The following is a 22,241-nucleotide window of genomic DNA, read 5'->3' as shown; positions in this document are numbered from 1 at the left end:
GAACCCTACGCCACATGGTCTCGCCAGTACGGTGAAACGAGCGTCAGCGCCCCGGCGCGACCGGGGTGGTCGTGCTCGGCGTGGTCGTGGTGGTGCTGGTCGGCGCCGGCGGCTGGCCGCCGAACTGGGCCCGCAGCACGCCCGGCGTGCCCGCCGGCTGCGGCGTGACCGGCTCGCTGCCGCCACCGGAGGTCGCGACGATCGCGAGCGCGCTCAGCACGATGCCCGACACGACGACGCCGGCGCCCTGCGCGGCGCGCTTGCGGACGGAGCTGGACCGGTGCGAGTTGAGCACCGCGGAACCGTGGCCCAGCGCCGTGCTCGAACCGAGCGGCTGGGACGAACCGAGCACGGACGGCATGTGCCGCAGCCCGGCGACGCGGTCGGGCCGCTGGATCGCGACCAGCTGCCCGTCCTCGCTGACCGCGAGGTTGTCCGGTGACGTCGGCAGGTCGGTGTGCTCCGGGATCGCCCGCAGGCTCGCCAGGAAACCGGCCGACATGCTGGGGGCCCCGGCGCGTTTCACCGCGGCGCGGGCCTGCCGTTGCGCCGCCACCTCCGCGGCGCAGCACGGGCACCCGGCGATGTGCGAAGCGGCGCGGTCCCGTGCACCCAGCGACAGCTCACCGTCGACGAAGGCGACGACCGCGTCGGGAAGCAGATGCGACTCGGGAAGCAGACCCCGGCCTCGCAGATCGGTCATGCGGAAGCCTCCACGGAATCCTCCTTCAGCGCACGCCGCCGTTCGAGCGAGGCGCGCAGCGCCTGCCTGCCGCGGTGGATGCGGCTGCGCACCGTGCCCAGCTTAACGCCGAGCGTGGCGCCGATCTCCTCGTAGGACAGTCCTTCGACGTCGCACAGCACCACCGCGGCGCGGAACTCCGGCGGCAGCTCGTCGAGCGCGGCCTGCAGGTCCGGGTCGAGGTGCGAGTCGCTGTAGACCTGCTCCGGGCTCGGGTCGTCGCCGACGATCCGGTCGGTGTCCTCGGGCAGCCCCTCCATGCGCACCCGCGAGCGGCGGCGCGCCATGTCGAGGAAGAGGTTCGTGGTGATGCGGTGCAGCCAGCCCTCGAAGGTGCCTGGCTTGTAGGAGGCCAGTGACCGGAAGACCCGGATGAAGGTCTCCTGGGTGAGGTCCTCGGCGTCGTGGGTGTTGCCGGTCAGGCGGTACGCGAGCCGGTAGACCCGGTCGGCGTGTTCCCGCACCACCTCGTCCCAGGACGGCGGCGTCCACGCGGCCTCGTCGACCGTCACCGGCCGCCCCTCGGTCGCGAGCTGCTCGTTCATCGGGCTCTTCTGCATCGGCGGGGAAGGCACCTCCATCAGGCAGTTCTCCCTACTGCTCGGTCCAACGTGGTCCGGCCACGCCGTGTTCCCAACTGTTAGACCCGAGCTTGCCGGGTCTCCTTATGCGTCTAGTGAGATCCGACTGAGAGGCACCTGAGAGAAGTGTGCACGTCTTGCACGAATTTGGCGACGACCAGCGCTAACCTTTCCCGCGTGACCTCCGAGACGCACGCCGGCGTCACCGACTTCGCCGCGAGCTACCTGCCCGACGACGACGTCCTGCTGACCGCCCGCCTGCGCGCGGAGGACCTGGGCTGCGGCGCGCTCGACGCCGCGGCCGGCGCCACACTGTGCTTCCTGGCGGCGAGCCTGCGGGCGCGCGCGGTGGTCGAGATCGGCACCGGCACGGGGATCAGCGGGCTGTACCTGCTGCGGGGCATGGCGCCGGAGGGTGTGCTGACGTCCATCGACCTTGAACCGGAGTACCACCGGGTCGCGCGGAAGACGTTCGCTGAGGCCGGGTTCCCGCCGGGGCGCACGCGGCTGATCATGGGGCGCGCGCTCGACGTGCTGCCCAGGCTCACCAGCGGCGGGTACGACCTGGTGTTCGTCGACGCGGCGAGGGCGGAGTACCCGAGCTACTACGAGCACGGCGTGCACCTGCTGCGGCCGGGCGGGGTCATCGCGTTCCACGGGGTGCTGGCGCCGCGGGCGGACCCGGCCCGCCGTGATCCGGGTGTGCTGGCGGCCCGCGAGCTCGCCAGGGCCTTGCGCGAGGACGAGCGGCTCGTGCCCGCGTTGCTGCCCGTCGGTGCCGGGCTGCTGGTCGCGGCCGTGCGCGCCTGATTTTGTCGTACCCCTCGGCTACCGTGGCGCACGTCACGGGAAGGAGGAGGTGCGGTGCGGGAAGCGGTGGTCGAGGCGGCCCGGTTCCTCGCCGGGCGGTGCACGGAGGCGGTCACGCTGGGTGACGTGGCCGACCACGTCAGCTACAGCCCGTTCCACCTGGCGCGGGCCTTCGAGCGGGCGCACGGGCAGCCGCCGGGGCAGTTCCTGGCGGCGCACCGGTTCCAGCGGGCGAAGCAGTTGTTGCTGGCCACGGACGAGCGCGTGGTCGACATCTGCCACGAGGTGGGTTTCTCGTCGGTGGGCACGTTCACGACGCGCTTCACGGCGGCGGTCGGGCAGTCGCCGGCGCGGTTCCGGCAGCTGCCGGACGTCCTGGTGGACGATCCGCCACAGCCGTTGATCGTCCCCGGAACCGCTCGAGGTGGCGGCACGGTCACCGGCACGGTGCGGCTGAGCGCGGCCGCGCAGGCGGCGGTCGGCACGGCGTCGGTCTACGTCGGGCTGTTCCACAAGCGGACCGCACGGGGTTTCCCGGTGTGCGGCACACTCCTGGGCGAAACGGGCGATTTCCTGCTGGTCGACGTGCCGCCTGGGGCCTACTGGCTGCTCGCTTCGGCGCTGCCCGCGCGTGACGGCCCGGTCGCGCAGCTGGTCCCCCGCCGAGGCATCTCGGGGGCGGCGCGGGAGCCGGTGCACGTCACGCCGTGCCGCCCGGTGCACCACCGCGAGGTGTGGCTGGACGTGGCCCCGGAGTGGGACGCGCCGGTGCTCGTCGCCCTCCCGCCGCTGGCCTCGCCCCGGAACGCACCACGCCCGGTGCTCCTCCCGACAGGCAGCTGACGACGGGACGGCCCGGGGTGGCCTGCCTTCGGGAACGGCTGCCCCGGGGACCGTGGCTGCCTCCGGGGACCGGCGGGCAGCGGCGTCAGCGCTTCGCACGGGCCGCGCCCGCTGCGCGCCCCACCGCGATTCACCGCGACGTTCGGACCTCCGGCGCGCCCGGAGAACGGCCGCGCTCAGCCGCGCCCCTCACCGGCTCCCACCGCATCGCCTCCCGCAGCACGGCGGGCAGCGTCCCGCCGCACACCTGCCGCCCAGCCCCGCCTCGCCCCTCACCCGGCCCCGCCTCGCCCCTCACCCGGCCCCGCCTCGCCCCTCCGCCCGGCCCAGCGCCCGGCCGCGCCTACCGGCGGCCTCCGCTCCGCGGTTCCCGCCGCGGGGGCTGCCCCGCCAGCGCCCGCCCCCGCCTAACGCCGACCGCCGCCGCTGCTCACCCACCCTGCAGCGCTCCGCGCCCAGCCGCCCCGCGCAACCTCCAACCCTCGGCCGCCACCGGCCACCTGGCGGCCAACCGCCACAACGCCCCCTCCGCCCGCCCCGCGGCCCGCACCGCCGCCCCGCGCCAACCTCCAACCCTCGCCCGCCGCCCGGCGCCCCGCGCCGACGTCCAACCCTCGACCGCCACCCCCGGCCGCCACCGACGGCCATCGCCACAACGCGCCGCCTCCAGCCGCCACCCGCGGCGGCCAACCACCCCGCGGCCGACCGCCGCCACAACTCACATCGCCGCACCCCGCCGCGCCGTCACCGCCACCGTCGCCACCGCGAGCAGCAGCCAGCAGACCGTCGCGGCGACCAGCCACGGCCAGCCGGCCTTCGCGTAGATCACGCTGCCCACCGTGCCGCCCACGCTGCTGCCCAGGTAGTACGACAGCGTGTACGTCCCCGACGCCTGGCCCCTCGCGCCCTCCGGCGCCTCCGCCGCGGCCCAGCTGTTCGCCACGGCGTGTGCCGCGAAGAAACCGCCCGTCAGCACCACGAACCCCAGCACCACGACCACCAGCGAATCCGGCAACGTGAGCAGCACCCCGGCCGCCGTGACGAGCAGCGCCCCCACCGCCGAACGCACCCGCCCGAACCGCCCGACCAGCCTGCCCACCGTCGCCGACGACACGGATCCCATCGCGTAAGCCAGGAACACCAGCGACGCGATCGCGGGCGACAGGTCCAGCGGCGCACCCGTCAGCCGGAACCCCGCCGCGTTGTACAACGCCACGAACGAGCCCATCGCCAGCAACGCCACCGCGTACTGCGCCAGCAGGATCGGCTTCCCCAGCGCCGCGGCGACCCCCGCGAGCACCCCGCGCAGCTGCCGCCCCAGCGAAGACCGTGAACGCGCCCGCGTGGCCGGCGGCAGCGAAAGCACCGTCAGCACCGTGAAAACCAGCCCCAGCCCGCCGACCACCGTGAGCGCCCCGTGGTACCCGAACGCCTCCGCGCTGAAGCCCGCCGCGAGCCTGCCGAGCATGCCGCCCACGGTGTTGCCCGCGATCATCGCCCCGACGGCCGCCGCCACGCCCTTCTTCCCCAGCTGCTCGACGAGGTAGGCCGCGGCGACGCCCGGGAACCCCGCGATCGCGATCCCCTGCAGCGCCCGCAGCACCAGCAGCACCCCGTACGACGGCGCGAGCGGCAGCAGCAGGCCGAGCACCGCCGACGCGATCACCGAGGTCAGGATCACCGGCCGCCGCCCCACGATCTCCGACAACGCCGCGATCGGCAGCACCGAGAGCGCCAGCGCCCCCGTCGCGACGCTGACCGCGAGCGACGCCGAACCCGGGTCCAGGTGGTACTGCGCGGCGAGCTGTGGCAACACGGGTTGCGGCGCGTACAGCAGTGCGAAGGACGAGATCCCGGCGGCGGCGACGGCCGTCTTGACGCGCCGGGTCTCGGCAGGGGCGGAAACGGCGAGGTCAGCGGCGGTCACCCCGTCGACGCTAAGCACTCCTAATCAATACGTCTAATACGTTCAAGTGGCAGTATCGATACCGTGCCGAATGAATTCGCGTCACCGTCCGCTGACCAGCGGCTCGTCACCGCGCTGGCCCCGCACCTGGCCCTGCTGTCGGCCCTGCGTGAAACGGGCAACATCACGCGCGCGGCCGACCTGCTCGGCATCCCCCAGCCCACGGTGAGCCGCCGCCTCGCCGCACTCGCCGACGCCCTCGGCGCGCCGCTCACCGAACCCGCCGGCCGCGGCATCCGCCTGACCAGGGCGGGCACGATCCTGGCGGACACCGCCGCCCGCGCGCTCGCGACCGTCGAGGCCGGGGCGCGGCAGGCGCGCGAAGAAGTCGAGCCGGACCGGGGGCACGTCGTGCTCGGCTTCCTGCACCTGCTCGGCCGCTCGCTGGTGCCGAAGTTCGTGCGGGGCTTCCGCGAGCGCTACCCGAACGTCCGGTTCACGCTCGTGCAGGGCTCACGCCAGCACATCCTCGACCGGCTCGCCGCGGGCGAGCTCGACCTCGCGCTCGTCGCCCCGGTCCCGGACGACCCCGCACTGGCCTCGGTCGCGCTCGCCGAGCAGGACCTGCTGCTGTCCGTCCCCGAGGGACACCGCCTCGCCGGGCGTTCACGCATCCGGTTCGGCGAGCTCGCCGAGGAGCAGTTCGTGACCCTCGAACACGGCTACGGGCTCCGGCAGATCACCGACGCCCTGTGTGCCGAAGCGGGGTTCGAGCCGAGGATCGCGTTCGAGGGGCAGGAGTCCGACACCGTGCGCGGCCTCGTCGCGGCCGGGCTGGGTGTCGCGCTGCTACCGCGGTTCGGCCTCGAACCGCCGGCCGGGGTCGTCGAGATCCCGCTTTCGCCGAAGGTCAGCCGCACCATCTGCCTAACGTGGCCCGCGGCGGAGCGCTTCACGCCCGCGGTCCGGCTGTTCCGGGACCACGTGCGGGCTCAGGCGTAGGAGGCGGCCAGCTCCACCAGCGTGCGGGCGGCGAACCCGGTCGCACCCGGCACCACCTCGGCGTACGTCTTGTCGGCACGGGCCGGCCCCGCGATGTCGAGGTGCGCCCACGGCACGCCGTCGACGAACTCCCGCAGGAACAACGCGGCCGTGATGCCACCGGGACCGCCGGGAGCCTGCTTGACGTCGCCGAGCTCGCCGCGGACGGCTTCGGCGTGCGCTTCGAGCAGCGGCATCCGCCAGAACGCCTCGCCCGTGCGCTCCCCGGCCTCCGCGAGCCGCTTCGCGAGCTCGTCGTCCGTGGCGAACAGACCGCCGGTGCGCACGCCGAGCGCGACCTTCATGGCGCCGGTCAGCGTCGCCACGTCGACGACGGCGTCCGGGCGGAACCGGCGGATGCCGTAGACGAGGGCGTCCGCGAGGACCATGCGGCCTTCGGCGTCGGTGTTGCCGACCTCGGTGGTCTTCCCGCCGTAGTGGCGGACGACGTCGCCCGGCCGGTAGGAGCCGCCGGACACGTGGTTCTCCGCCGCGGGCACGAGCGCGGTCACGCGCACGTCGAGCCGCAGGGTGGCGATCGCCCGCAGCGCGGCGATCACCGCGGCCCCGCCCGCCATGTCGGTGCGCATGAGGTGCATGCCCTCGGCGGGCTTGATGGACAGGCCGCCAGTGTCGAACGTGATGCCCTTGCCGACGAACAGCAGGTGCTTCGCAGCGCCGCGCGGCCGGTAGGTCAGCTCGATGAGCCGGGGCGGGCTGGCGGAGCCGCCGCCGACGGCGAGCACCCCGCCGAAGCCCTGCTCGGCGAGCCAGGCCTCGTCACGGATCGTCGCCCGCACGCCGGGGGCGCCGGTCACGACCCGCTCGGCCGTCTCGGCGAGCCAGGCCGGGTTCTTGATGTTGGACGGGGTGTTCGCCAGGTCGCGGGCGAGCGCCGTCGCGGCGGCCAGCTCGCGGACACGGGCGACGGCATCCTGGTCAGCCGAAGCCGTGATCAACCGCAGCGTCCGCAGGCCGGGGCGCGTGTCCGCGCTGACCTTGAACTGGTAACCCCCCAGCAGCGCGCCGAGCACGAACTCGGGCACGCGCGCGTCCGGCGCCAGCTGGACCTGCACGTCCCGGGCCGGCTTCTCGCCGTCGGCCCGCGCCGCGCGCACCAGCGCGGCGCCGGCCGTGCGCCAGTCCTTCGCCGAGCCCTCCCCCACGCCGACGAGCCAGCGGAACTCGCCGTCGGCGTCACGCACGTCCCCGGCCTTGCCGGTGTCGACGACCGCGGTCGGCACGCCTCGGCGCGGCGACCCGGAGAGCTCGACGTCGATCAGGGGACTGGGCACGGGCGGCAGGGGAAAGCGCGGCAAGAAGGCCTCCGGAGGGGACGGCGAAAGACCGGCTGACCACTCGTCAGCCGGCGGGGAAGAGGAGGAGGTGAGACGGGTACTAGCTGGTGGCTTCCTGCAGGGCGACGCCCAGGTCCTTGGCCTCCTCGGCCGACAGTTCGACGACGAGTCGCCCGCCGCCCTCCAGCGGCACGCGCATCACGAGGCCCCGCCCCTCCTTAGTCACCTCGAGGGGACCATCTCCGGTCCGGGGCTTCATGGCCGCCATAGCGTGCTCCCTCCGTCTCAACCGGCGCGCCCGGGTCGCGCTTGTCTGAGCCAACCGGGTGTCGGTGTCATTCTCCCTCATCAACGCGGGCGTGCGAACGCGGACCGATCTTTTCGTGTTTGCATAGGTGCTGGTATGCGGCCTCCGTGCCGCGCGAACAGGCTTTGCTGCCAGGAGGAGACCCGTGACGACCGAAGAAGTGCTGCTGACCGCCGACGCCGACGGTGTGCGCACCCTGACGCTCAACCGGCCGAAGGCCTACAACTCGCTCACCGTCGAGCTCAAGGAGCGCCTGCTCACGGCGCTGCGCGAGGCCGCGGCCGCGCCGGAGGTGCGCGCAGTCGTGCTCACCGGCGCCGGGAAGGCGTTCTGCGCTGGGCAGGACCTGAAGGAGCACGTGGGCCTGCTGCAGTCGGGCGACGACGCGCCGCTGCGCACCGTCGCCGAGCACTACAACCCCATCGTCCGCGCCATCGTGGACATGCCGAAGCCGGTCGTCGCGGCCGTCAACGGGCCGGCCGCGGGGGCGGGCGCGGCCTTCGCCTACGCCTCCGACCTGCGGATCGCGGCAAGCTCGGCCAACTTCCTGATGGCGTTCGCGAACGTCGGGCTCGGCCCCGACTCGGGTGCGTCGTGGACGTTGCAGCGGCTCGTCGGCTACGGCCGCGCGGCCGAGCTGATGCTGCTCGCGCGGACCGTCGAGGCGGACGAGGCGTTGCGGCTGGGACTGGTCGGCGAGGTGGTGCCGGACGAGGAGCTGGCGGATCGGGCGCACGCCGTCGCGGCGAAACTCGCCGCCGGGCCGACGGTCAGCTACGCCAAGATCAAGGAGGTGCTGACCACCGCCGCGGAGAGCACGCTGGAGGAGGCGCTCGCCGCCGAGGACGCCGCGCAGACCGCGCTCGGCGCCACGGCCGACCACCGCGAGGCGGTCGAGGCGTTCGTCGCCAAGCGCAAGCCCGTCTTCCAGGGCAAGTGACGGGTCAGGCGGCGCGGAAGCAGCCGGTGAGGTGGTCGTCGACCATGCCCGTGGCCTGCATCAGCGCGTAGCAGGTGGTGGGGCCGACGAACGCGAAGCCGCGTTTCTTCAGCTCACGGGCCATGGCCGTCGACTCCGGCGTGATCGCCGGGACGTCGGCCATGGTTTCCGGGCGCTGCCGGGGCCCGGCCGGGGCGAAGGACCACAGCAGCTCGTCGAGCGGCCGGTCCAGCCCGGCGACGGCACGGGCGTTGGTGATCGCCGCCTGGATCTTCGCCCGGTTCCGGATGATCCCGGGGTCGGCGAGCAGGCGCGCGACGTCGTCCTCACCGAACGCGGCCACCTTCTCGGGCACGAACCCCTCGAAGGCCCGGCGGAACGCCTCGCGCTTGCGCAGCACGGTGATCCAGGACAGCCCGGACTGGAACGCTTCGAGGCAGAGCCGCTCGTACAGGGCGTCGTCGCCGTGCAGCTCCACCCCCCATTCGGTGTCGTGGTAGACGACGTATTCGGGGGCGCTGTTGCCCCACGGACACCGGAACACGCCGTCCTCACCCGGTGCGGCGGTCACGGCACCCCCATCGTGTAGTCGGCGGCGAACTCGGCGAACCGCTTCAGCGAGCGGTGCACCCCGATCCCGAACGCCGGCCGCACGACCGGCCAGCCGAGCCTGCCGAGCAGCCCGAAGGGGATGTCGAGGCTCTCGGTCCAGACGCACGTGGAGGACTGCGGCCCGCGCGGCTGCACGTGGAAGGCCCCGCTGCCGCGGACGACCGAACCGAGGTGCCGCACGGTGCACCGCAGCGGCGGTTCCCACGTGGTGATCTCCATCAGGTCGGTGAAGCCGATCCCCTTGACGCCGGTGAACGCGGCGAGCCGCGACCCGACGCTGCGCCCGTCACCCGACACGACGCGCACGTCGGTGCCGAGCATCCACTCGCCCTGCCGCGTCCAGTCGGTGAGCGCGAGCCAGGTGGTCCCTGCGGGGGCGGCGACGTCGACGGAGAAGACGAGGTCGGACATCAGGACTGTCCCGCGCGCTGCGCTTCCAGCTCGGCGATCCGGTCACGCAGCGTGTCGATCTCGGCGCCGAGCCTGCGCACCACCCAGTCCACTTCGGACATCTTGTACCCGCGCAGGACCAGCTGGAACTTCACCGCCCGCACGTCCTCGCCGGTGATGTCGCGGACCGGCAGCCGGGTGGGTGAGCTGCCCGGCGGCAGGGGGGCCAGCTCCTCGCCGCGCCCGAACACCACGGCGGCCAGCAGGAACACCACCGCGGCGACGAGCAGCATGACAACGAGGTAGATGAGCGCGGTCGTCACGGGTCGATCGTGGCACACCGGCGGCCGCGGTGTCCGGAGCGACTGGGAATCGGGGCCGCCGGGATGTCATCCTGGGGAGGTAGAGGTCTGGAGGAGTCTTGTTGCAGCTGTTGATCCGGCTGGTGCTGGCACCGCTGGCCCGGCTGGTGTACCGGCCCGAGGTCCACGGAGCGGAGAACGTCCCGCTGACGGGGCCCGTGATCCTGGCGTCGAACCACCGGGCGGCGGTGGACACGTTCGTCATCCCGATCGTCGCGCCGCGCCCGGTGTCGTTCCTCGGGAAGGCCGAGTACTTCACCGGCAGAAGTCCCAAGGCGCGGCTGGTCGCCGGCTTCCTCCGCGGGCTGAACTACGTACCGGTCGAGCGCGGCAACGCGGCGGCCGGGATGGCGGCGCTGGAGGCGGCGCGCAAGGTGCTGGAGGCGGGCGGCGCGTTCGGCATCTACCCCGAGGGCACCCGGTCACTGGACGGGCGCGTGCACCGCGGGCACACCGGCGTCGGGGCGCTGGCACTGACCACGGGCGCGAAGGTGGTGCCCGTGGCGCTGACCGGCACGGAGAAGATGCTGCCGATCGGCAAGAAGGTCCCCCGGCTGGCGAAGGTGTGCGTCCGGTTCGGCAAGCCGCTCGACTTCTCGCGGTACGCGGGCATGGAGAACTCGCCCGCCATCCGCAGGGCGGTGACGGACGAGATCATGTACGCGATCCTGGAGCTGTCGGAGCTGGAGTACGTGGACCGCTACCACAAGCGGCCCGGCGAAGCGGCGTGAGTGCCGGGGCTTCGCGGCACTTCTCCGAGCTGCTGGACGCGGTCGAGCGGGGCGAGACCATCGTGGTCCGGCCCAAGGGAAAGCGGATCGCGATGCGGTCGTGTCCTGATCAGCGCCGTTCGCCCCTGTGCGGAGGGACCATGCCCGTGATCCCTTACGACGAACACACCGCGACGATCCATGCGGAGTTGCTCGATCACACGTGGCGCACGGGTCACGAACGCGGGCCGCTGGACCTGATGATCGCCGCCATCGCGAGGGCGGCGGGGCGAGTCCTGGTGACCACCGACCTCGCGGCGCGCTTCGACGAGCTGCCCGGTGTCGAGGTCCGGACCGTCCCTACCTGAGCCACTTCGCCACGTCGGGCGCCTCGTACTCCGCGAAGGCGTCCAGCAGCGCGGCTGGGTCCGAGTCGACGAACAGCAGGTCGCGGTGCTCCTGCCGGAGGAAGCCCTCCGCGACCATGTGGTCGGCGAACTCGCGCAGCGGGCGGTAGTACCCGGCGACGTCCACGAGCCCGAGCGGCTTCGCGTGCAGGCCGAGCTGCGCCCACGTCCAGATCTCCGCCAGCTCCTCCAGTGTGCCCGCACCACCGGGCAGCGCGAGGAAGCCGTCGGACAGCTCGGCCATCTTCGCCTTGCGCTCGTGCATGTCGGCGGTCACGTGCAGTTCCGTGAGGCCCGCGTGCGCGATCTCGACCCGCTTCAGGTGCTGCGGGATGACACCGAAGACCTCACCGCCGGCGGCCAGCGCCGCGTCGGCGACGATGCCCATGATGCCGACGCTCGCCCCGCCGTAGACGAGCCCGATGCCGCGCTCCGCCAGCAGCTTGCCGAGCGCGGCGGCCTGCTCGGCGTACACCGGGTCCCGGCCCGTGGACGAACCGCAGAAAACGCAGATCCGGCGCACTAGTGCGTGTCCTCCCAAGCCTTGTACGACTCCAGCACGACGCGCACCGCGTCGTCGATGTCGTCGGTGACGTGCAGCAGCGCGAGGTCCTTCTCGCCGATCTTGCCCTCGCCGTACACGGTGCTCTTGACCCAGTCGTAGAGCCCGCCCCAGTACGACCGTCCGAACAGGACGACCGGGAACTTCGTGACCTTCTTGGTCTGCACCAGTGTCAGCGCTTCGAACAGCTCGTCGAGCGTGCCGAACCCGCCGGGCAGGCAGATGAACGCCTGCGCGTACTTGATGAACATCGTCTTGCGGGTGAAGAAGTACCGGAAGTTCACCCCGAGGTCCACCCACGGGTTGAGGCCCTGCTCGAACGGCAGCTCGATGCCCAGCCCGATGGACAGCCCGCCCGCCTCGGAGGCACCGCGGTTGACCGCCTCCATCGACCCCGGCCCGCCGCCGGTGATCGCCGCGAACCCGGCGTGCGCGAGCGCCGCACCGATCTTGCGGCCCAGCTCGTACTCGGGGTGGTCGCGCGGGGTGCGGGCGGAGCCGAACACGGTCACCGCGCGCGGCACCTCGGCGAGCGCGCCGAAGCCCTCGACGAACTCGGCCTGGATGCGCAGCACCCGCCACGGGTCGGTGTGCACCCAGTCGCTCGGCCCCCGCGCGTCGAGCAGCCGCTGGTCGGTGGTGCTGTCCTCGTGCCGGCTGTCCCGCCGCAGCACGACCGGTCCGCGGTGCTTCTCGCGGGGGTGCTCCGGGTAGTCGGTGCTTTCGTCCACTGTCACCTTCGCGAGCCTATCCGGGAGACAGAAACTCGCGCAGCACGCTGGCCACCTGCCTGATTTCCGCCGCGTGAACGAACTCTTCACGCGTGTGCGCGAGCGTCGGGTCGCCGGGGCCGAAGTTCACCGCGGGCATGCCCAGCGCGGCGAAGCGCGCCACGTCGGTCCAGCCCAGCTTCGCGGCCGCCTGCCCGCCCGCCGCGCGCACCAGCTCCGCCGCCGCCGGCGCCGACAACCCGGGCAACGCACCTGGTGAGGAGTCCACGACGGACACGTCGAACCCGTCGAACACCTCGCGCACGTGTGCCTCCGCCTGTTCGGGCGTGCGGTCCGGCGCGAACCGGAAGTTCACCGCGAGCACCGCCTCGTCCGGCACGACGTTGCCCGCCACGCCACCGGAGATCCGCACCGCCTGCAGCCCCTCCCGGTACCGCAGCCCGTCGATCTCCACCTCCCGCGCCTGGTACGCCTCCAGCCGCCGCAGCGGCTCGCCGAGCGCGTGGATCGCGTTGACCCCCATCCACGCGCGGGCGGTGTGGGCGCGACGGCCTTCGGTGCGCAGCTCCACGCGCATGGTGCCCTGGCAGCCCGCCTCGACGACCGCGTTCGACGGCTCGCCGACGATCGCCAGGTCGGCCCGCAGCCAGTCGGGCAGCTCGCGCTCGATGCGGCCGAGGCCGTTGCGGACCGCCTCGACCTCCTCGCAGTCGTAGAAGACGAAGGTGACGTCGTGACGCGGCTCGCGCACCTTCGCGGCCAGGCTCAGGAAGACCGCGTCACCGCCCTTCATGTCGACCGTGCCGAGGCCGTGCAGGGTGTCGCCATCGCGGCGCAGCGGCAGGTTCTGGTTGACCGGCACGGTGTCGAGGTGCCCGGCGAGGATGACACGCGACGGGCGGCCGAGGTGCGTGCGCGCGAGCACGGCGTCGCCGTTGCGGACGACCTCCAGGTGCCCGGCCTGCCTGGTCAGCGCCTCCTGCACGGCGTCGGCGATCGCCGCCTCCTCCCCCGAGACGCTCGGGATGTCCACCAGCTCAGCGGTGATGTCGACGGGATCGGCGTACAGGTCCAAGGCCATGCCCCGGACCCTAACCCGCCCGCGTACGGTGTCAGCGTGCGGAAGCCTCTGGTAGTTCTCGCCCTCGCGCTCGCGCTGGCCGGGTGCAGCGGCGAAGCCGGTCCCACGCCTAAGGGCGCCGGTTCGGCGACCACGCCCGAAGCGCTCGCGACGAAGCTGCGGGTGTACACAGCCGACACGTGCTACACCGCCCCCGCGAAGCAGACGCCGAAGGGCTGCGAGAAGTACGTGACCGAGCTGGGCAGCTCGACGGGCATGGTGCGCGAGCAGGCAGGCACCAAGCACCCCGAGCTGAACCGCCTCGCCGACCAGCTCGACAAGAACGTCGGCGCGTACCGCGGCGCGCACTGCGAGACCGTGCTGACCGCGGGAACCCCCTGCTCAGCGACGTTGTCGGACCTCGCGAACACGCTGCGCGACCTCAAGCAGTTCGTCGACACCCAGCTGGTCAACGGCTGAGCCGGGGTCGGTTACGGTGTGGACCGTGAGCGAAGAGACCCCGAACCCCGAGACGACCGGCGCCTCCGGCGTCGGGCTGGCGACCGTCACGACCGACGGCACCGTGCTGGACACCTGGTTCCCGCACCCGAAGCTGTGCGACCCGGGCAAGGCGGGGACGGAGCGCCTCTCGCGGGAGCAGGCCGTCGAGGCGCTGGGTGAGGACGCCGCCGCGCTGCTGGGCCCCGACGACGCCCGCGGTGTCGAGGTGGTCGCCGTGCGCACCACGATCGCCAGGCTCGCCGACGCCCCGGCCGACGCGCACGACGTCTACCTGCGCCTGCACCTGCTCTCGCACCGCCTGGTCCAGCCGCACGGGCAGAGCCTCGACGGCATCTTCGGCCTGCTGGCCAACGTGGTGTGGACCAACCACGGCCCGTGCCAGGTCGAGGGCTTCGAGAGCACCCGCCTGCGGCTGCGTGCCCGCGGCCCGGTGACCGTCTACAGCGTCGACAAGTTCCCGCGGATGGTCGACTACGTGATGCCCGGCGGTGTCCGCATCGGGGACGCGGACCGCGTGCGCCTCGGCGCGCACCTCGCGCCCGGCACGACCGTGATGCACGAGGGCTTCGTGAACTTCAACGCCGGCACGCTGGGCGCGTCGATGATCGAGGGCCGCGTCTCGGCCGGGGTCGTCGTGGGCGACGGCACCGACGTCGGCGGCGGTGCCTCGATCATGGGCACGCTGTCCGGTGGCGGCAAGGAGGTCATCTCGCTCGGCGAGCGCTGCCTCATCGGCGCCAACGGCGGGGTCGGCATCTCGCTGGGCAACGACTCCGTCGTCGAGGCGGGGCTGTACATCACGGCGGGCACGAAGGTCACCGTCGAGGGCCGGTCGGTCAAGGCGCGGGAGCTGTCGGGCATCTCGAACGCCCTGTTCCGCCGCAACTCGACCACCGGCGCCGTCGAGGTGGTGCCGCGCGCGGGCGCGACTGTCGAGCTCAACGCCGCTCTGCACGCGAACTGACGTAACCGTCCGGGCGCACGAGGACCTCGGTCCCGTCTGAGGCGTCGTAGGCGGCGAAGGCGTGCCCTTCGGTGTCGACGACGTACGTGCCCGAAGCCGTCTGCCCCGGCCGTAGCACCGCGTACGCGTGTGGCTCCGCCGGGGCGGGCGCGCCGAACACGAGCCGCGTCGCGTGCGGGCCGCGGAACAGCTCGAACAGCCGGACCGGGTTGCCGTCCGCGTCCTTCACCGGCGCGTCCGGGGCGCGGTCGCCCGGCACCAGCACCCCCTCGGTGGTGCGGTAGCTGATGTCCAGCTGCCGGGTGTTCTCGCCGCGCTCGTGTGCGTCCTCGCTGCCTTCGACGTACTTGTGCAGCAGCTCGGTGGTGACGCCCAGGACCCGCGCCGCCACGGCACGCCGCTCGGTTTCGTAGCTGTCGAGCAGTTCGGGTGAGCCGTCGGCGAGCTTCCAGCCGAGGTTGTACGCGTCCTGCACGCCGGTGTTGAGCCCCTGCCCGCCCGTCGGCGGGTGCACGTGGGCCGCGTCCCCGGCGAGGAACACCCGGCCGACGCGGAACCGCTCCGCGAGGCGCACGTTCGGCCGCCACACCGTCGACCACGCGAGCTTCTCCAGCCGCACACCCGCCCGCAGCTCGTCGAGCTTGGCCTGCAACGTCTCGAGCGTCGGGTCCGCGTCCTCCTCGCCGAGCGGCGCGCCGAACTGGAACAACCCCTCGCTGGGCAGCGGGCTCATCACCACCCCGGACATGGGGTCGGCCTCGGTCGCGAACCAGTACCCGTAGGCCGGATCGAGGTCGGCCGCGACGTCGCCGAGCAGCATCCGGATCGACTCGTCGGTGACCCCCTCGAACGCGATGCCCAGCGCCTTGCGGACGGAACTGCGGCCGCCATCGGCGCCCACCAGGTACGAGGCCCGCACGACCTCGCCGGTGGACAGCGTCGCCGTCACCCCGTCGGCGTCCTGCTCGAACCCGGTCAGCCCGGTGTTCAGCTCCACGTGCACGCCGAACTCGGCGAGCCGGGCACGCAGGATCCCCTCGGTCCGCGACTGCCCCAGCATCCAGCTGTTGGGGTACGGCACGTCAGGGCGCGCCTCCTGGATCGGCGCCATCCACCGCTCCTCCACGTACCGCCCGCCGAGGTGGACGCGGATCGGCGCGGGCAGGGACCCGGCGGCCAGCACGTGGTCGAGCACGCCCAGGTCCTCGAACACTTCGAGGGTGCGCGGCTGCAGCCCGTCGCCACGGGAGCCCGCGAAGAACTCGGTCGCCTTGTCGACAACTCGCACGTCGATGTCCCGCCTGGCGAGCTCGATGGCCAGGGTCAGCCCGGTCGGACCGCCGCCCGCGATGAGAACGTTCATGACTGAATCTCCATTCACTGAATTTAGATTCAGCGTGCCCGCTGCTAGCGTTCCCTGTCAAGGAGGTGCCGTGAAACGCAGCGAGAAGGCGGCCGAGACGGAGACGGCGCTCAAGGCGGCGGCCAAGCGGCTGTTCGCCGAGCGCGGCTACCTGAACACGAAGATCACCGACATCACGGCGGCGGCCGGGCGCGCGGCGGGGTCCTTCTACAACCACTTCGGCGGCAAGGAGGACCTGCTCGAAGCGCTGCTGGCGGACATCTCGGCCGACAGCGACGAAGCCGCGGCGACGGAGGGGCACAAGTCGGACTTCTCCGACCCCGACGCGGTCCGCTGGCACGTCAAGGCGTACCTGGACTTCCACCGCGCCAACGCGGCGACGATGCTGGCGATGCGGCAGGCGGCGCTGGTGAACGAGGACTTCGCCGAGAAGTTCGCCCAGTTCGGCGAGGTCCAGCGACGGGATCTGATCGGCCACCTGGCCGGCCTCGACCTGCCAGCCCCGCCGGAGGTCAGCGTCGCGCTGATGTACGCACTGGTCGACGGTTTCGTGGAACTCGCCCCGCCGGGACTGTCCGAAGAGGACTTGACGGAGGCGCTGACCCGGTTCGTCTACCGGGGCCTCACGGGCAAGGACTACTAGCTGCCCAACCGCTCCGCGGCCGCTTCGACGCGTTCGTCCGTCGCGGTCAGGGCGACGCGGACGTGCTGGCCGCCCTTCGGGCCGTAGAAGGTGCCGGGGGCGACCAGGATGCCGCGCTCGGCCAGCCAGTTGACCGTCGCCCAGGCGTCCTCGCCTCGGGAGGCCCACAGGTAGAGCCCGGCTTCGGAGTGGTCGATCGTGAAACCGTTGTCCTGCAACGCCTTCTGCAGCACCGTGCGGCGGCGGGCGTAGCGCTCCCGCTGCGTCGCGAGCACGTCGTCGTCGGCGAGGGCGACCGTGATCGCCTCCTGCACGGGGCGCGGCACGATCATCCCGGCGTGCTTGCGCACCTCCAGCAGCCGCGCCACCACCGCCGGATCACCCGTGACGAACCCCGCGCGGTAGCTGGCCAGGCTGGCCGACTTGGACAGCGAGTGCACGGCGAGCAGACCCGTCGTGCTGCCGCCGCTGACCGACGGGTGCAGGATCGAGACCGGCTCGGCCTCCCAGCCGAGCGCGAGGTAGCACTCGTCCGACACGACGAGCACGTCCCGCTCGCGCGCCCACTCGACGACCTTGCGCAGGTGGTCGACGCCGAGCACGCGCCCGGTCGGGTTGGACGGCGAGTTGAGCCAGATCATCGCCGGGCGCTGCGGCCCGAGCGCGAAGAGACTGTCCGAGCGCAGCACCGACGCCCCGGCCAGCAACGCACCGACCTCGTACGTCGGGTACGCCAGCTCCGGGATCACCACGGCGTCCCCGGGCCCGATGCCGAGCAGCTTCGGCAGCCAGGCGACCAGCTCCTTCGAACCGATCGTCGGCAGCACGGCGTCCGGCTCCAGGCCGGTGACGCCGTGCCGCCGCCGGAGCGCGTCGATCGCGGCGGCCCGCAGCTCGGGCGTGCCGTGGGTCTGCGGGTAACCGGGGATCTCCGACACCGAGGCCAGCGCCTCCCGGATGCGCGGCGCGACCGGGTCGACGGGGGTGCCGACGGACAGGTCGACCACGCCACCCGGGTGGGCGTTCGCGGTCGCCTTGGCCCCGGCGAGGGAGTCCCAGGGGAAGTCGGGCAGTGCGGTCATTCGCCCTGCGGGGGCAGGTCCTTGATCCACTGCGGGTCGTCGCTGGTCTTGCCGACCTTGGAGGCACCGCCGGGGGATCCGAGCTTTTCGAAGAAGTCCGCGTTCGCCTTGGTGTAGGCCGCCCAGTCGTCGGGGACGTCGTCCTCGTAGTAGATGGCTTCCACCGGGCACACCGGCTCGCAGGCGCCACAGTCCACGCACTCGTCGGGGTGGATGTAGAGCATCCGGTCACCCTCGTAGATGCAGTCGACTGGGCACTCGTCGATGCACGCCTTGTCGAGCACGTCGACGCAGGGCTCGGCGATCACGTAGGTCACTGCGCACTCCTGCTGTGTGAATGAGATCCAGCTACGACCTCGGACATTACGCGTTCCTGGCCCGCCATTCCCAGGTAAGGGCACCCTTAGGTCGGCACAATGGACCGCATGGACGCGACCGGAACCCTGGAGCTGCTGTGTGCCGACGCCTGGCGTGCCGTCACCGAGGAGAAACTCGGTGATTGGCGCCTTCGGGCCGCTGGTGGGTTCACCGGTCGCGCCAACAGCGCGCTCGCCGTCGGCGACCCCGGCATGCCCGTCGAGGAGGCCCTGGCGCGGGTGTGTGACTTCGCCCACGCCCACGGCATCCCGCCCGTCGTGCACGCCGTCGAGGGCAGCGAGACCGAGCAGGCGGTGGAGGCCGCGGGCTGGGTGCCGAACACCGGTCACGCCGCCGGGCACCTCGTGTCGGTGCTGCTCGGGCCGCTCGGCCGGGGCGCGGACGGGGTCGAGTTCCTGCCCGGGCCGTCTCCCGACTGGTGGGAGCTGACGGCGGGCGCACGCGAGCCGTCGCCGGCACAGCGGCACGTGCTCACGACGGGCGAGATCGGCTACGGCGTGGCCGAAGTCACGGCGGGCGCCGTGCGGGCCGCGATCACCGGTGACCTGCTGCACATCTCGCGTCTCGCCGTCCGCCCGGAGCACCGGCGACGGGGGCTGGCGAAGGCGCTGATGGCGGCCTCGGGCGCATGGGCCGCCGAGCGCGGCGCGACCCAGTGCGTGCTCCAGGTCGCGGTGGACAACGCGCCCGCGCTGGCGCTCTACGAGGCGCTCGGGTTCCGCGAGCACCATCGGTACCGGTACTGGGTGCCAGCGTGCGAGGATCGCTCCCTGTGAAGGTTGTCGTACTAGTCGGCGGGGTGGGCGGCGCCCGCTTCCTGCTCGGCGTCAAGGCCGCGCTCGGCCTCCCCCCGGTCGGTCCAGGGAACTCACCCCACGAGGTCACCGCCGTCGTCAACACCGGCGACGACGTGTGGATGCACGGGCTGCGGATCTGCCCGGACCTCGACACGTGCATGTACACGCTCGGCGGCGGGGTCGACACCGAACGCGGCTGGGGGCACAGCGGCGAGACGTGGGTCGTCAAGGAGGAGCTGGCCGCCTACGGGGCCGAGCCGAGCTGGTTCGGGCTCGGCGACAAGGACATCGCGACGCACCTGATCCGCAGCCAGATGCTGCGCGCGGGCTACCCGCTCTCGGCGATCACCGAGGCGCTGTGCGACCGGTGGCAGCCGGGCGTGCGGCTGCTCCCGATGACCGACGACCGGGTCGAGACGCACGTGGTGGTCGACGACCCGGAGGAGGCCGGGCAGCGCAAGGCGCTGCACTTCCAGGAGTGGTGGGTGCGGTACCGCGCGGAGCTGCCCGCGCACTCGATCGTGCCGGTCGGAGCGGACGAGGCGAAACCGGGCCCGGGCGTGCTGGAAGCGATCGCCGAGGCCGACGCCGTGTTGTTCGCGCCGTCGAACCCCGTCGTGTCGGTCGGCACCGTGCTGGCCGTGCCCGGGGTGCGTGAAGCCCTGCGCAAGACCGCGGCCGGTGTCGTGGGCATCTCCCCCATCATCGGCGGGAAGGTCGTGCGCGGCATGGCCGACGCGTGCCTGACCGCCATCGGCGTGGAGACCTCGGCGGAGGCGGTGGGCCGCCACTACGGCTCGCGGCAGACGTCGGAGGACGGGCTGCTCGACGGCTGGCTGGTCGCGTCGGGCGAGACGGTGCACGTCCCCGGGGTGGCCGTGCAGGCGGTGCCGCTGCTGATGACCGACGTGGACGCCACCGCGGCGATGGCCCGCGCGGCACTCGAACTGTCCGGAGTGGACGTTGACTGAGCATTCCACGGACCGGCTGGAGGTCCTGCCGGTCGAGGGCCTGCCGGAGTTCCGGCCCGGCGACGACCTGACGGGCGCGATCGCCTCGGCGGCGCGGTGGCTGCGGTCCGGCGACGTCGTCGTGGTCACCAGCAAGATCGTGTCGAAGGCCGAGGGCCGGCTCGTCCGGGTGCCGGAGGACCCGGAGGCGCGCGACGCGGAGCGGCGGCGGCTCGTCGAGGAGGAGGCGGTGCGCGTGCTGGCCCGGTTCGGCCGCACGCTCATCACGCAGAACCGCATCGGCATCGTGCAGGCGGCTTCCGGTGTCGACGCCTCCAATGTGGACAAGGGCGAGATCGCGCTGCTGCCCGCCGATCCCGACGCTTCGGCGCTGGCGTTGCGCAACGGGCTGCGGGAACGGCTCGGCGTCGAGGTCGCCGTCGTCATCACGGACACGATGGGCCGCGCGTGGCGCGTCGGGCAGACCGACGCCGCGATCGGCTCGTCGGGCCTGGAGGTGCTGCACTCCTACGAGGGTGAGGTCGACGGGCAGGGCAACGAGCTGCAGGTCACCGAGATCGCCGTGGCGGACGAGATCGCCGCGGCGGCGGATTTGGTCAAGGGCAAGCTGAAGGCGACACCGGTCGCCGTGGTGCGCGGACTGTCCCTCGTGGACGACGGTTCGACGGCCCGGAAGCTGGTCCGCCCGGTCGAGGAGGACATGTTCCGCCTCGGCGTCACGGAGGCGATCGCGCAGGGCCGCCGTGAAGCGGTGCCCGCCCGCCGGTCCGTTCGCCGGTTCACCGACGAGGCGGTCGATCCCGGGGCGCTGCGCCGGGCGATCGCCGCGGGGCTCACCGCGCCGGCGCCGCACCACACGAAACCGGTGCGGTTCGTGTGGCTGCGTGACCGCGGCCTGCGCACGAAACTGCTGGAGGCGATGCGGGAGTCGTGGCGCGCGGACCTGCGCGGCGACGGGTTCACGGACGAGCAGATCGCGCGGCGCGTGAGCCGCGGCGACATCCTGTTCCAGGCGCCCGAGGTCGTCCTGCCGTTACTGGTGCCCGACGGCGCGCACACGTATCCGGACGACCGGCGCAACGCCTGCGAGCGCACGATGTTCACGGTCGCGGGCGGCGCGGCGGTGCAGGGTTTCCTGGTCGCGCTGGCGGCGGAGGACCTGGGCTCGTGCTGGATCGGCTCGACGATCTTCGCGGCGGACGTGGTGCGGGACGTGCTGGGGCTCGGCGCGGAGTGGCAGCCGCTGGGCGCCGTCGCGGTCGGGCACCCGGTTGCGGTGCCCGACCGCGGGCCGCTGGAGCCCGGCGAAGGACTGGTGGAACTGTGACACTGCACGCCGATGCTCTGTCCACTCTGGACAAATGGCGTCCCGCTGCCGCGGCGCAGGAGTCGTTGCGGCAGGCGTTCCTGGGGTTCCTGGCGGCGCGGGAGGACGCGTGCTCGCGTTCGTGCGAGGCCGGGCACATCACGGCTTCGGCGGTGCTGCTCGACGCGGACGGTTCCCGGGTGCTGCTGACGTTGCACCCGCGGGTCGGCCGGTGGCTGCAGCTCGGCGGGCACTGCGAGGAGTCGGACCCCTCGCTCGTCGAAGCGGCGTTGCGGGAGGCGCGGGAGGAGTCCGGGATCGAGGACCTGCGGATCGAGCCGGAGCCGGTGCACCTGGACGTGCACCCGATCACCTGCTCGCTCGGGGTGCCGACGCGGCACTTCGACGTGCGGTTCGCGGTACGCGCGCCGCGCGGGGCGGAACCGGTGCGCAGCGACGAGTCGGACGACCTGCGGTGGTGGCCGGTCGACGCGCTGCCCGCGGGCTCGGAGGACCTGGCGGAACTGGTGGCGGCGGCCCGATGATCGTCCGCGTCGATCCGGGGTCGTCCGTGCCGCCGTACGAGCAGGTGCGCTCGTCGCTGGCGGAGCAGATCAACGACGGGCGGCTCGCGGTCGGCACGCGGCTGCCGACGGTGCGGCAGCTGGCGGCGGACGTGGGCATCGCGCCGAACACGATCGCGCGCGCGTACCGGGAGCTGGAGGAGGCCGGGCTCATCGAGACGCGGGGGCGGGCGGGGAGTTTCGTGTCGTCCTCGGGGGATGAGTCGCGGCGGGTGGTGCGTGAGGCGGCGGTGACGTTCGCGGAGACCTGCCGGGCGGTGGGGGTGGCTCCGGAGGAGGCTTTGGCGATCGTTCGGGCAGCGTTGGGGGTTTAGGTGGGGCGGGTGTCG

At 72.8% G+C, this 22,241-nt stretch carries 28 protein-coding genes; 14 read left to right on the top strand and 14 right to left on the bottom strand.

Annotation, left to right across the window (positions count from 1 at the left end; translation table 11 throughout):
- Positions 1-43: 43 nt before the first annotated feature.
- Entirely contained in the window at positions 44-703 is a 660-nt protein-coding gene (locus tag BMZ92_RS24200; RefSeq protein WP_091511774.1) for a zf-HC2 domain-containing protein, read from the bottom strand.
- On the bottom strand, positions 700-1,323 hold the full coding sequence (gene sigE / locus BMZ92_RS24195) for an RNA polymerase sigma factor SigE (RefSeq protein ID WP_091511771.1): 624 nt from the start codon (positions 1,321-1,323) through the stop codon (positions 700-702). Before sigE ends, BMZ92_RS24200 begins: the two co-directional genes overlap by 4 nt.
- Positions 1,324-1,500: 177 nt before the next feature.
- Here sigE and BMZ92_RS24190 point away from each other — a divergent pair, with 177 nt between their 5' ends.
- Together BMZ92_RS24190 and BMZ92_RS24185 are read left to right on the top strand one after the other, a co-directional pair.
- Entirely contained in the window at positions 1,501-2,133 is a 633-nt protein-coding gene (locus BMZ92_RS24190) for an O-methyltransferase (RefSeq protein WP_091511769.1), read from the top strand.
- Between the two features lie 54 nt (positions 2,134-2,187).
- Complete coding sequence (locus BMZ92_RS24185; RefSeq protein ID WP_091511766.1) at positions 2,188-2,976, top strand: helix-turn-helix transcriptional regulator; 789 nt, start codon at positions 2,188-2,190, stop codon at positions 2,974-2,976.
- Positions 2,977-3,694: 718 nt separating this feature from the next.
- Here the strand turns inward: BMZ92_RS24185 and BMZ92_RS24180 are convergent.
- Positions 3,695-4,903, bottom strand: coding sequence for an MFS transporter (locus tag BMZ92_RS24180; RefSeq protein ID WP_091511764.1), 1,209 nt, complete (start codon positions 4,901-4,903; stop codon positions 3,695-3,697).
- 63 nt (positions 4,904-4,966) lie between these two features.
- Here BMZ92_RS24180 and BMZ92_RS24175 point away from each other — a divergent pair, with 63 nt between their 5' ends.
- A complete protein-coding gene (locus BMZ92_RS24175; protein ID WP_091511761.1) occupies positions 4,967-5,884 on the top strand; it encodes a LysR family transcriptional regulator in 918 nt (305 codons plus the stop codon).
- On the opposite strand, the gene BMZ92_RS24170 is transcribed toward BMZ92_RS24175, so the two are convergent.
- Both BMZ92_RS24170 and BMZ92_RS24165 read right to left on the bottom strand, forming a co-directional pair.
- Positions 5,875-7,242 carry a leucyl aminopeptidase family protein gene (locus BMZ92_RS24170; RefSeq protein WP_091511759.1) on the bottom strand — a complete coding sequence of 456 codons (1,368 nt, stop codon included), beginning with the start codon at positions 7,240-7,242 and terminating at the stop codon, positions 5,875-5,877. The two genes, BMZ92_RS24175 and BMZ92_RS24170, sit on opposite strands and share 10 nt — an antisense overlap.
- A 79-nt stretch (positions 7,243-7,321) precedes the next feature.
- Positions 7,322-7,489 carry a DUF3117 domain-containing protein gene (locus tag BMZ92_RS24165; protein ID WP_081617745.1) on the bottom strand — a complete coding sequence of 56 codons (168 nt, stop codon included), beginning with the start codon at positions 7,487-7,489 and terminating at the stop codon, positions 7,322-7,324.
- Positions 7,490-7,673: 184 nt separating this feature from the next.
- Here BMZ92_RS24165 and BMZ92_RS24160 point away from each other — a divergent pair, with 184 nt between their 5' ends.
- Positions 7,674-8,468 carry an enoyl-CoA hydratase-related protein gene (locus tag BMZ92_RS24160; RefSeq protein WP_091511756.1) on the top strand — a complete coding sequence of 265 codons (795 nt, stop codon included), beginning with the start codon at positions 7,674-7,676 and terminating at the stop codon, positions 8,466-8,468.
- A gap of 4 nt (positions 8,469-8,472) precedes the next feature.
- On the opposite strand, the gene BMZ92_RS24155 is transcribed toward BMZ92_RS24160, so the two are convergent.
- Genes BMZ92_RS24155 through BMZ92_RS24145 form a run of 3 tightly spaced genes read right to left on the bottom strand, consistent with a single transcriptional unit; the run spans position 8,473 to position 9,793 of the window.
- Positions 8,473-9,039, bottom strand: coding sequence for a DNA-3-methyladenine glycosylase I (locus BMZ92_RS24155; RefSeq protein WP_091511754.1), 567 nt, complete (start codon positions 9,037-9,039; stop codon positions 8,473-8,475).
- Positions 9,036-9,491 carry an SRPBCC family protein gene (locus tag BMZ92_RS24150; protein WP_091511752.1) on the bottom strand — a complete coding sequence of 152 codons (456 nt, stop codon included), beginning with the start codon at positions 9,489-9,491 and terminating at the stop codon, positions 9,036-9,038. The genes BMZ92_RS24155 and BMZ92_RS24150 overlap by 4 nt, the downstream gene beginning before the upstream one ends.
- The gene (locus BMZ92_RS24145) at positions 9,491-9,793 is read right to left on the bottom strand and encodes a DivIVA domain-containing protein (RefSeq protein ID WP_091511749.1); all 303 of its coding nucleotides are present in this window, start codon (positions 9,791-9,793) and stop codon (positions 9,491-9,493) included. The genes BMZ92_RS24150 and BMZ92_RS24145 overlap by 1 nt, the downstream gene beginning before the upstream one ends.
- A gap of 98 nt (positions 9,794-9,891) precedes the next feature.
- On the opposite strand from BMZ92_RS24145, the gene BMZ92_RS24140 reads away from it, so the two are divergent.
- Positions 9,892-10,563: a lysophospholipid acyltransferase family protein gene (locus BMZ92_RS24140; RefSeq protein WP_091511747.1), complete on the top strand. Its 672-nt coding sequence runs from the start codon at positions 9,892-9,894 to the stop codon at positions 10,561-10,563.
- Entirely contained in the window at positions 10,560-10,910 is a 351-nt protein-coding gene (locus tag BMZ92_RS24135; protein ID WP_091511745.1) for a PIN domain-containing protein, read from the top strand. The genes BMZ92_RS24140 and BMZ92_RS24135 overlap by 4 nt, the downstream gene beginning before the upstream one ends.
- Here the strand turns inward: BMZ92_RS24135 and BMZ92_RS24130 are convergent.
- Genes BMZ92_RS24130 through dapE form a run of 3 tightly spaced genes read right to left on the bottom strand, consistent with a single transcriptional unit; the run spans position 10,903 to position 13,323 of the window.
- Positions 10,903-11,472, bottom strand: coding sequence for an LOG family protein (locus BMZ92_RS24130; protein ID WP_091511742.1), 570 nt, complete (start codon positions 11,470-11,472; stop codon positions 10,903-10,905). The genes BMZ92_RS24135 and BMZ92_RS24130 overlap by 8 nt on opposite strands.
- Positions 11,472-12,248: an LOG family protein gene (locus BMZ92_RS24125; protein WP_425425853.1), complete on the bottom strand. Its 777-nt coding sequence runs from the start codon at positions 12,246-12,248 to the stop codon at positions 11,472-11,474. Before BMZ92_RS24125 ends, BMZ92_RS24130 begins: the two co-directional genes overlap by 1 nt.
- 10 nt (positions 12,249-12,258) lie before the next feature.
- Entirely contained in the window at positions 12,259-13,323 is a 1,065-nt protein-coding gene (gene dapE, locus BMZ92_RS24120) for a succinyl-diaminopimelate desuccinylase (RefSeq protein WP_091511738.1), read from the bottom strand.
- A gap of 36 nt (positions 13,324-13,359) precedes the next feature.
- Between dapE and BMZ92_RS24115 the strand changes: the two genes are divergently transcribed.
- Positions 13,360-13,782 (top strand): lipoprotein, encoded by a 423-nt coding sequence (locus tag BMZ92_RS24115; RefSeq protein WP_245783218.1) that lies wholly within the window; start codon positions 13,360-13,362, stop codon positions 13,780-13,782.
- 25 nt (positions 13,783-13,807) lie between these two features.
- A complete protein-coding gene (gene dapD, locus BMZ92_RS24110) occupies positions 13,808-14,788 on the top strand; it encodes a 2,3,4,5-tetrahydropyridine-2,6-dicarboxylate N-succinyltransferase (protein ID WP_091512011.1) in 981 nt (326 codons plus the stop codon).
- Here dapD and BMZ92_RS24105 read toward each other — a convergent pair.
- Positions 14,763-16,151 (bottom strand): FAD-dependent monooxygenase, encoded by a 1,389-nt coding sequence (locus tag BMZ92_RS24105; RefSeq protein ID WP_091511736.1) that lies wholly within the window; start codon positions 16,149-16,151, stop codon positions 14,763-14,765. The two genes, dapD and BMZ92_RS24105, sit on opposite strands and share 26 nt — an antisense overlap.
- Before the next feature lie 70 nt (positions 16,152-16,221).
- Between BMZ92_RS24105 and BMZ92_RS24100 the strand changes: the two genes are divergently transcribed.
- Positions 16,222-16,794 (top strand): TetR/AcrR family transcriptional regulator, encoded by a 573-nt coding sequence (locus BMZ92_RS24100; protein ID WP_245783217.1) that lies wholly within the window; start codon positions 16,222-16,224, stop codon positions 16,792-16,794.
- On the opposite strand, the gene dapC is transcribed toward BMZ92_RS24100, so the two are convergent.
- Positions 16,791-17,876 carry a succinyldiaminopimelate transaminase gene (gene dapC, locus BMZ92_RS24095; protein ID WP_091511732.1) on the bottom strand — a complete coding sequence of 362 codons (1,086 nt, stop codon included), beginning with the start codon at positions 17,874-17,876 and terminating at the stop codon, positions 16,791-16,793. The genes BMZ92_RS24100 and dapC overlap by 4 nt on opposite strands.
- Positions 17,873-18,193 carry a ferredoxin gene (fdxA, locus tag BMZ92_RS24090; RefSeq protein ID WP_091511729.1) on the bottom strand — a complete coding sequence of 107 codons (321 nt, stop codon included), beginning with the start codon at positions 18,191-18,193 and terminating at the stop codon, positions 17,873-17,875. Before fdxA ends, dapC begins: the two co-directional genes overlap by 4 nt.
- Positions 18,194-18,301: 108 nt before the next feature.
- Here fdxA and BMZ92_RS24085 point away from each other — a divergent pair, with 108 nt between their 5' ends.
- The 5 genes from BMZ92_RS24085 to BMZ92_RS24065 are packed head-to-tail and all read left to right on the top strand — an operon-like array spanning position 18,302 to position 22,226.
- The gene (locus BMZ92_RS24085) at positions 18,302-19,030 is read left to right on the top strand and encodes a GNAT family N-acetyltransferase (RefSeq protein ID WP_091512008.1); all 729 of its coding nucleotides are present in this window, start codon (positions 18,302-18,304) and stop codon (positions 19,028-19,030) included.
- Positions 19,027-20,022 (top strand): 2-phospho-L-lactate transferase, encoded by a 996-nt coding sequence (gene cofD, locus BMZ92_RS24080; protein ID WP_091511728.1) that lies wholly within the window; start codon positions 19,027-19,029, stop codon positions 20,020-20,022. Before BMZ92_RS24085 ends, cofD begins: the two co-directional genes overlap by 4 nt.
- Positions 20,015-21,349, top strand: a complete 1,335-nt coding sequence (locus BMZ92_RS24075) for a coenzyme F420-0:L-glutamate ligase (RefSeq protein WP_091511725.1) — start codon at positions 20,015-20,017, stop codon at positions 21,347-21,349. The genes cofD and BMZ92_RS24075 overlap by 8 nt, the downstream gene beginning before the upstream one ends.
- Positions 21,346-21,873 (top strand): NUDIX hydrolase, encoded by a 528-nt coding sequence (locus tag BMZ92_RS24070; RefSeq protein WP_091511722.1) that lies wholly within the window; start codon positions 21,346-21,348, stop codon positions 21,871-21,873. Before BMZ92_RS24075 ends, BMZ92_RS24070 begins: the two co-directional genes overlap by 4 nt.
- Positions 21,870-22,226: a GntR family transcriptional regulator gene (locus tag BMZ92_RS24065; RefSeq protein WP_091511719.1), complete on the top strand. Its 357-nt coding sequence runs from the start codon at positions 21,870-21,872 to the stop codon at positions 22,224-22,226. The genes BMZ92_RS24070 and BMZ92_RS24065 overlap by 4 nt, the downstream gene beginning before the upstream one ends.
- Positions 22,227-22,241 lie beyond the last annotated feature (15 nt).

It is taken from the genome of Amycolatopsis sacchari (assembly GCF_900114035.1).
Taxonomy (GTDB): domain Bacteria; phylum Actinomycetota; class Actinomycetes; order Mycobacteriales; family Pseudonocardiaceae; genus Amycolatopsis_E; species Amycolatopsis_E sacchari.
Note: the sequence above shows the minus strand (reverse complement) of the source record. Positions and strands in the feature narration are given on the sequence as shown.

Excerpts from the sequence above, each read along its gene's own strand:
- BMZ92_RS24200 (WP_091511774.1), bottom strand. The coding sequence starts at position 703 with ATGACCGATCTGCGAGGCCGGGGTCTGCTTCCCGAGTCGCATCTGCTT.
- sigE (WP_091511771.1), bottom strand. The coding sequence starts at position 1,323 with ATGGAGGTGCCTTCCCCGCCGATGCAGAAGAGCCCGATGAACGAGCAG.
- BMZ92_RS24165 (WP_081617745.1), bottom strand. The coding sequence starts at position 7,489 with ATGGCGGCCATGAAGCCCCGGACCGGAGATGGTCCCCTCGAGGTGACT.
- BMZ92_RS24150 (WP_091511752.1), bottom strand. The coding sequence starts at position 9,491 with ATGTCCGACCTCGTCTTCTCCGTCGACGTCGCCGCCCCCGCAGGGACC.
- dapE (WP_091511738.1), bottom strand. The coding sequence starts at position 13,323 with ATGGCCTTGGACCTGTACGCCGATCCCGTCGACATCACCGCTGAGCTG.
- BMZ92_RS24105 (WP_091511736.1), bottom strand. The coding sequence starts at position 16,151 with ATGAACGTTCTCATCGCGGGCGGCGGTCCGACCGGGCTGACCCTGGCC.
- dapC (WP_091511732.1), bottom strand. The coding sequence starts at position 17,876 with ATGACCGCACTGCCCGACTTCCCCTGGGACTCCCTCGCCGGGGCCAAG.
- BMZ92_RS24085 (WP_091512008.1), top strand. The coding sequence starts at position 18,302 with ATGGACGCGACCGGAACCCTGGAGCTGCTGTGTGCCGACGCCTGGCGT.
- BMZ92_RS24065 (WP_091511719.1), top strand. The coding sequence starts at position 21,870 with ATGATCGTCCGCGTCGATCCGGGGTCGTCCGTGCCGCCGTACGAGCAG.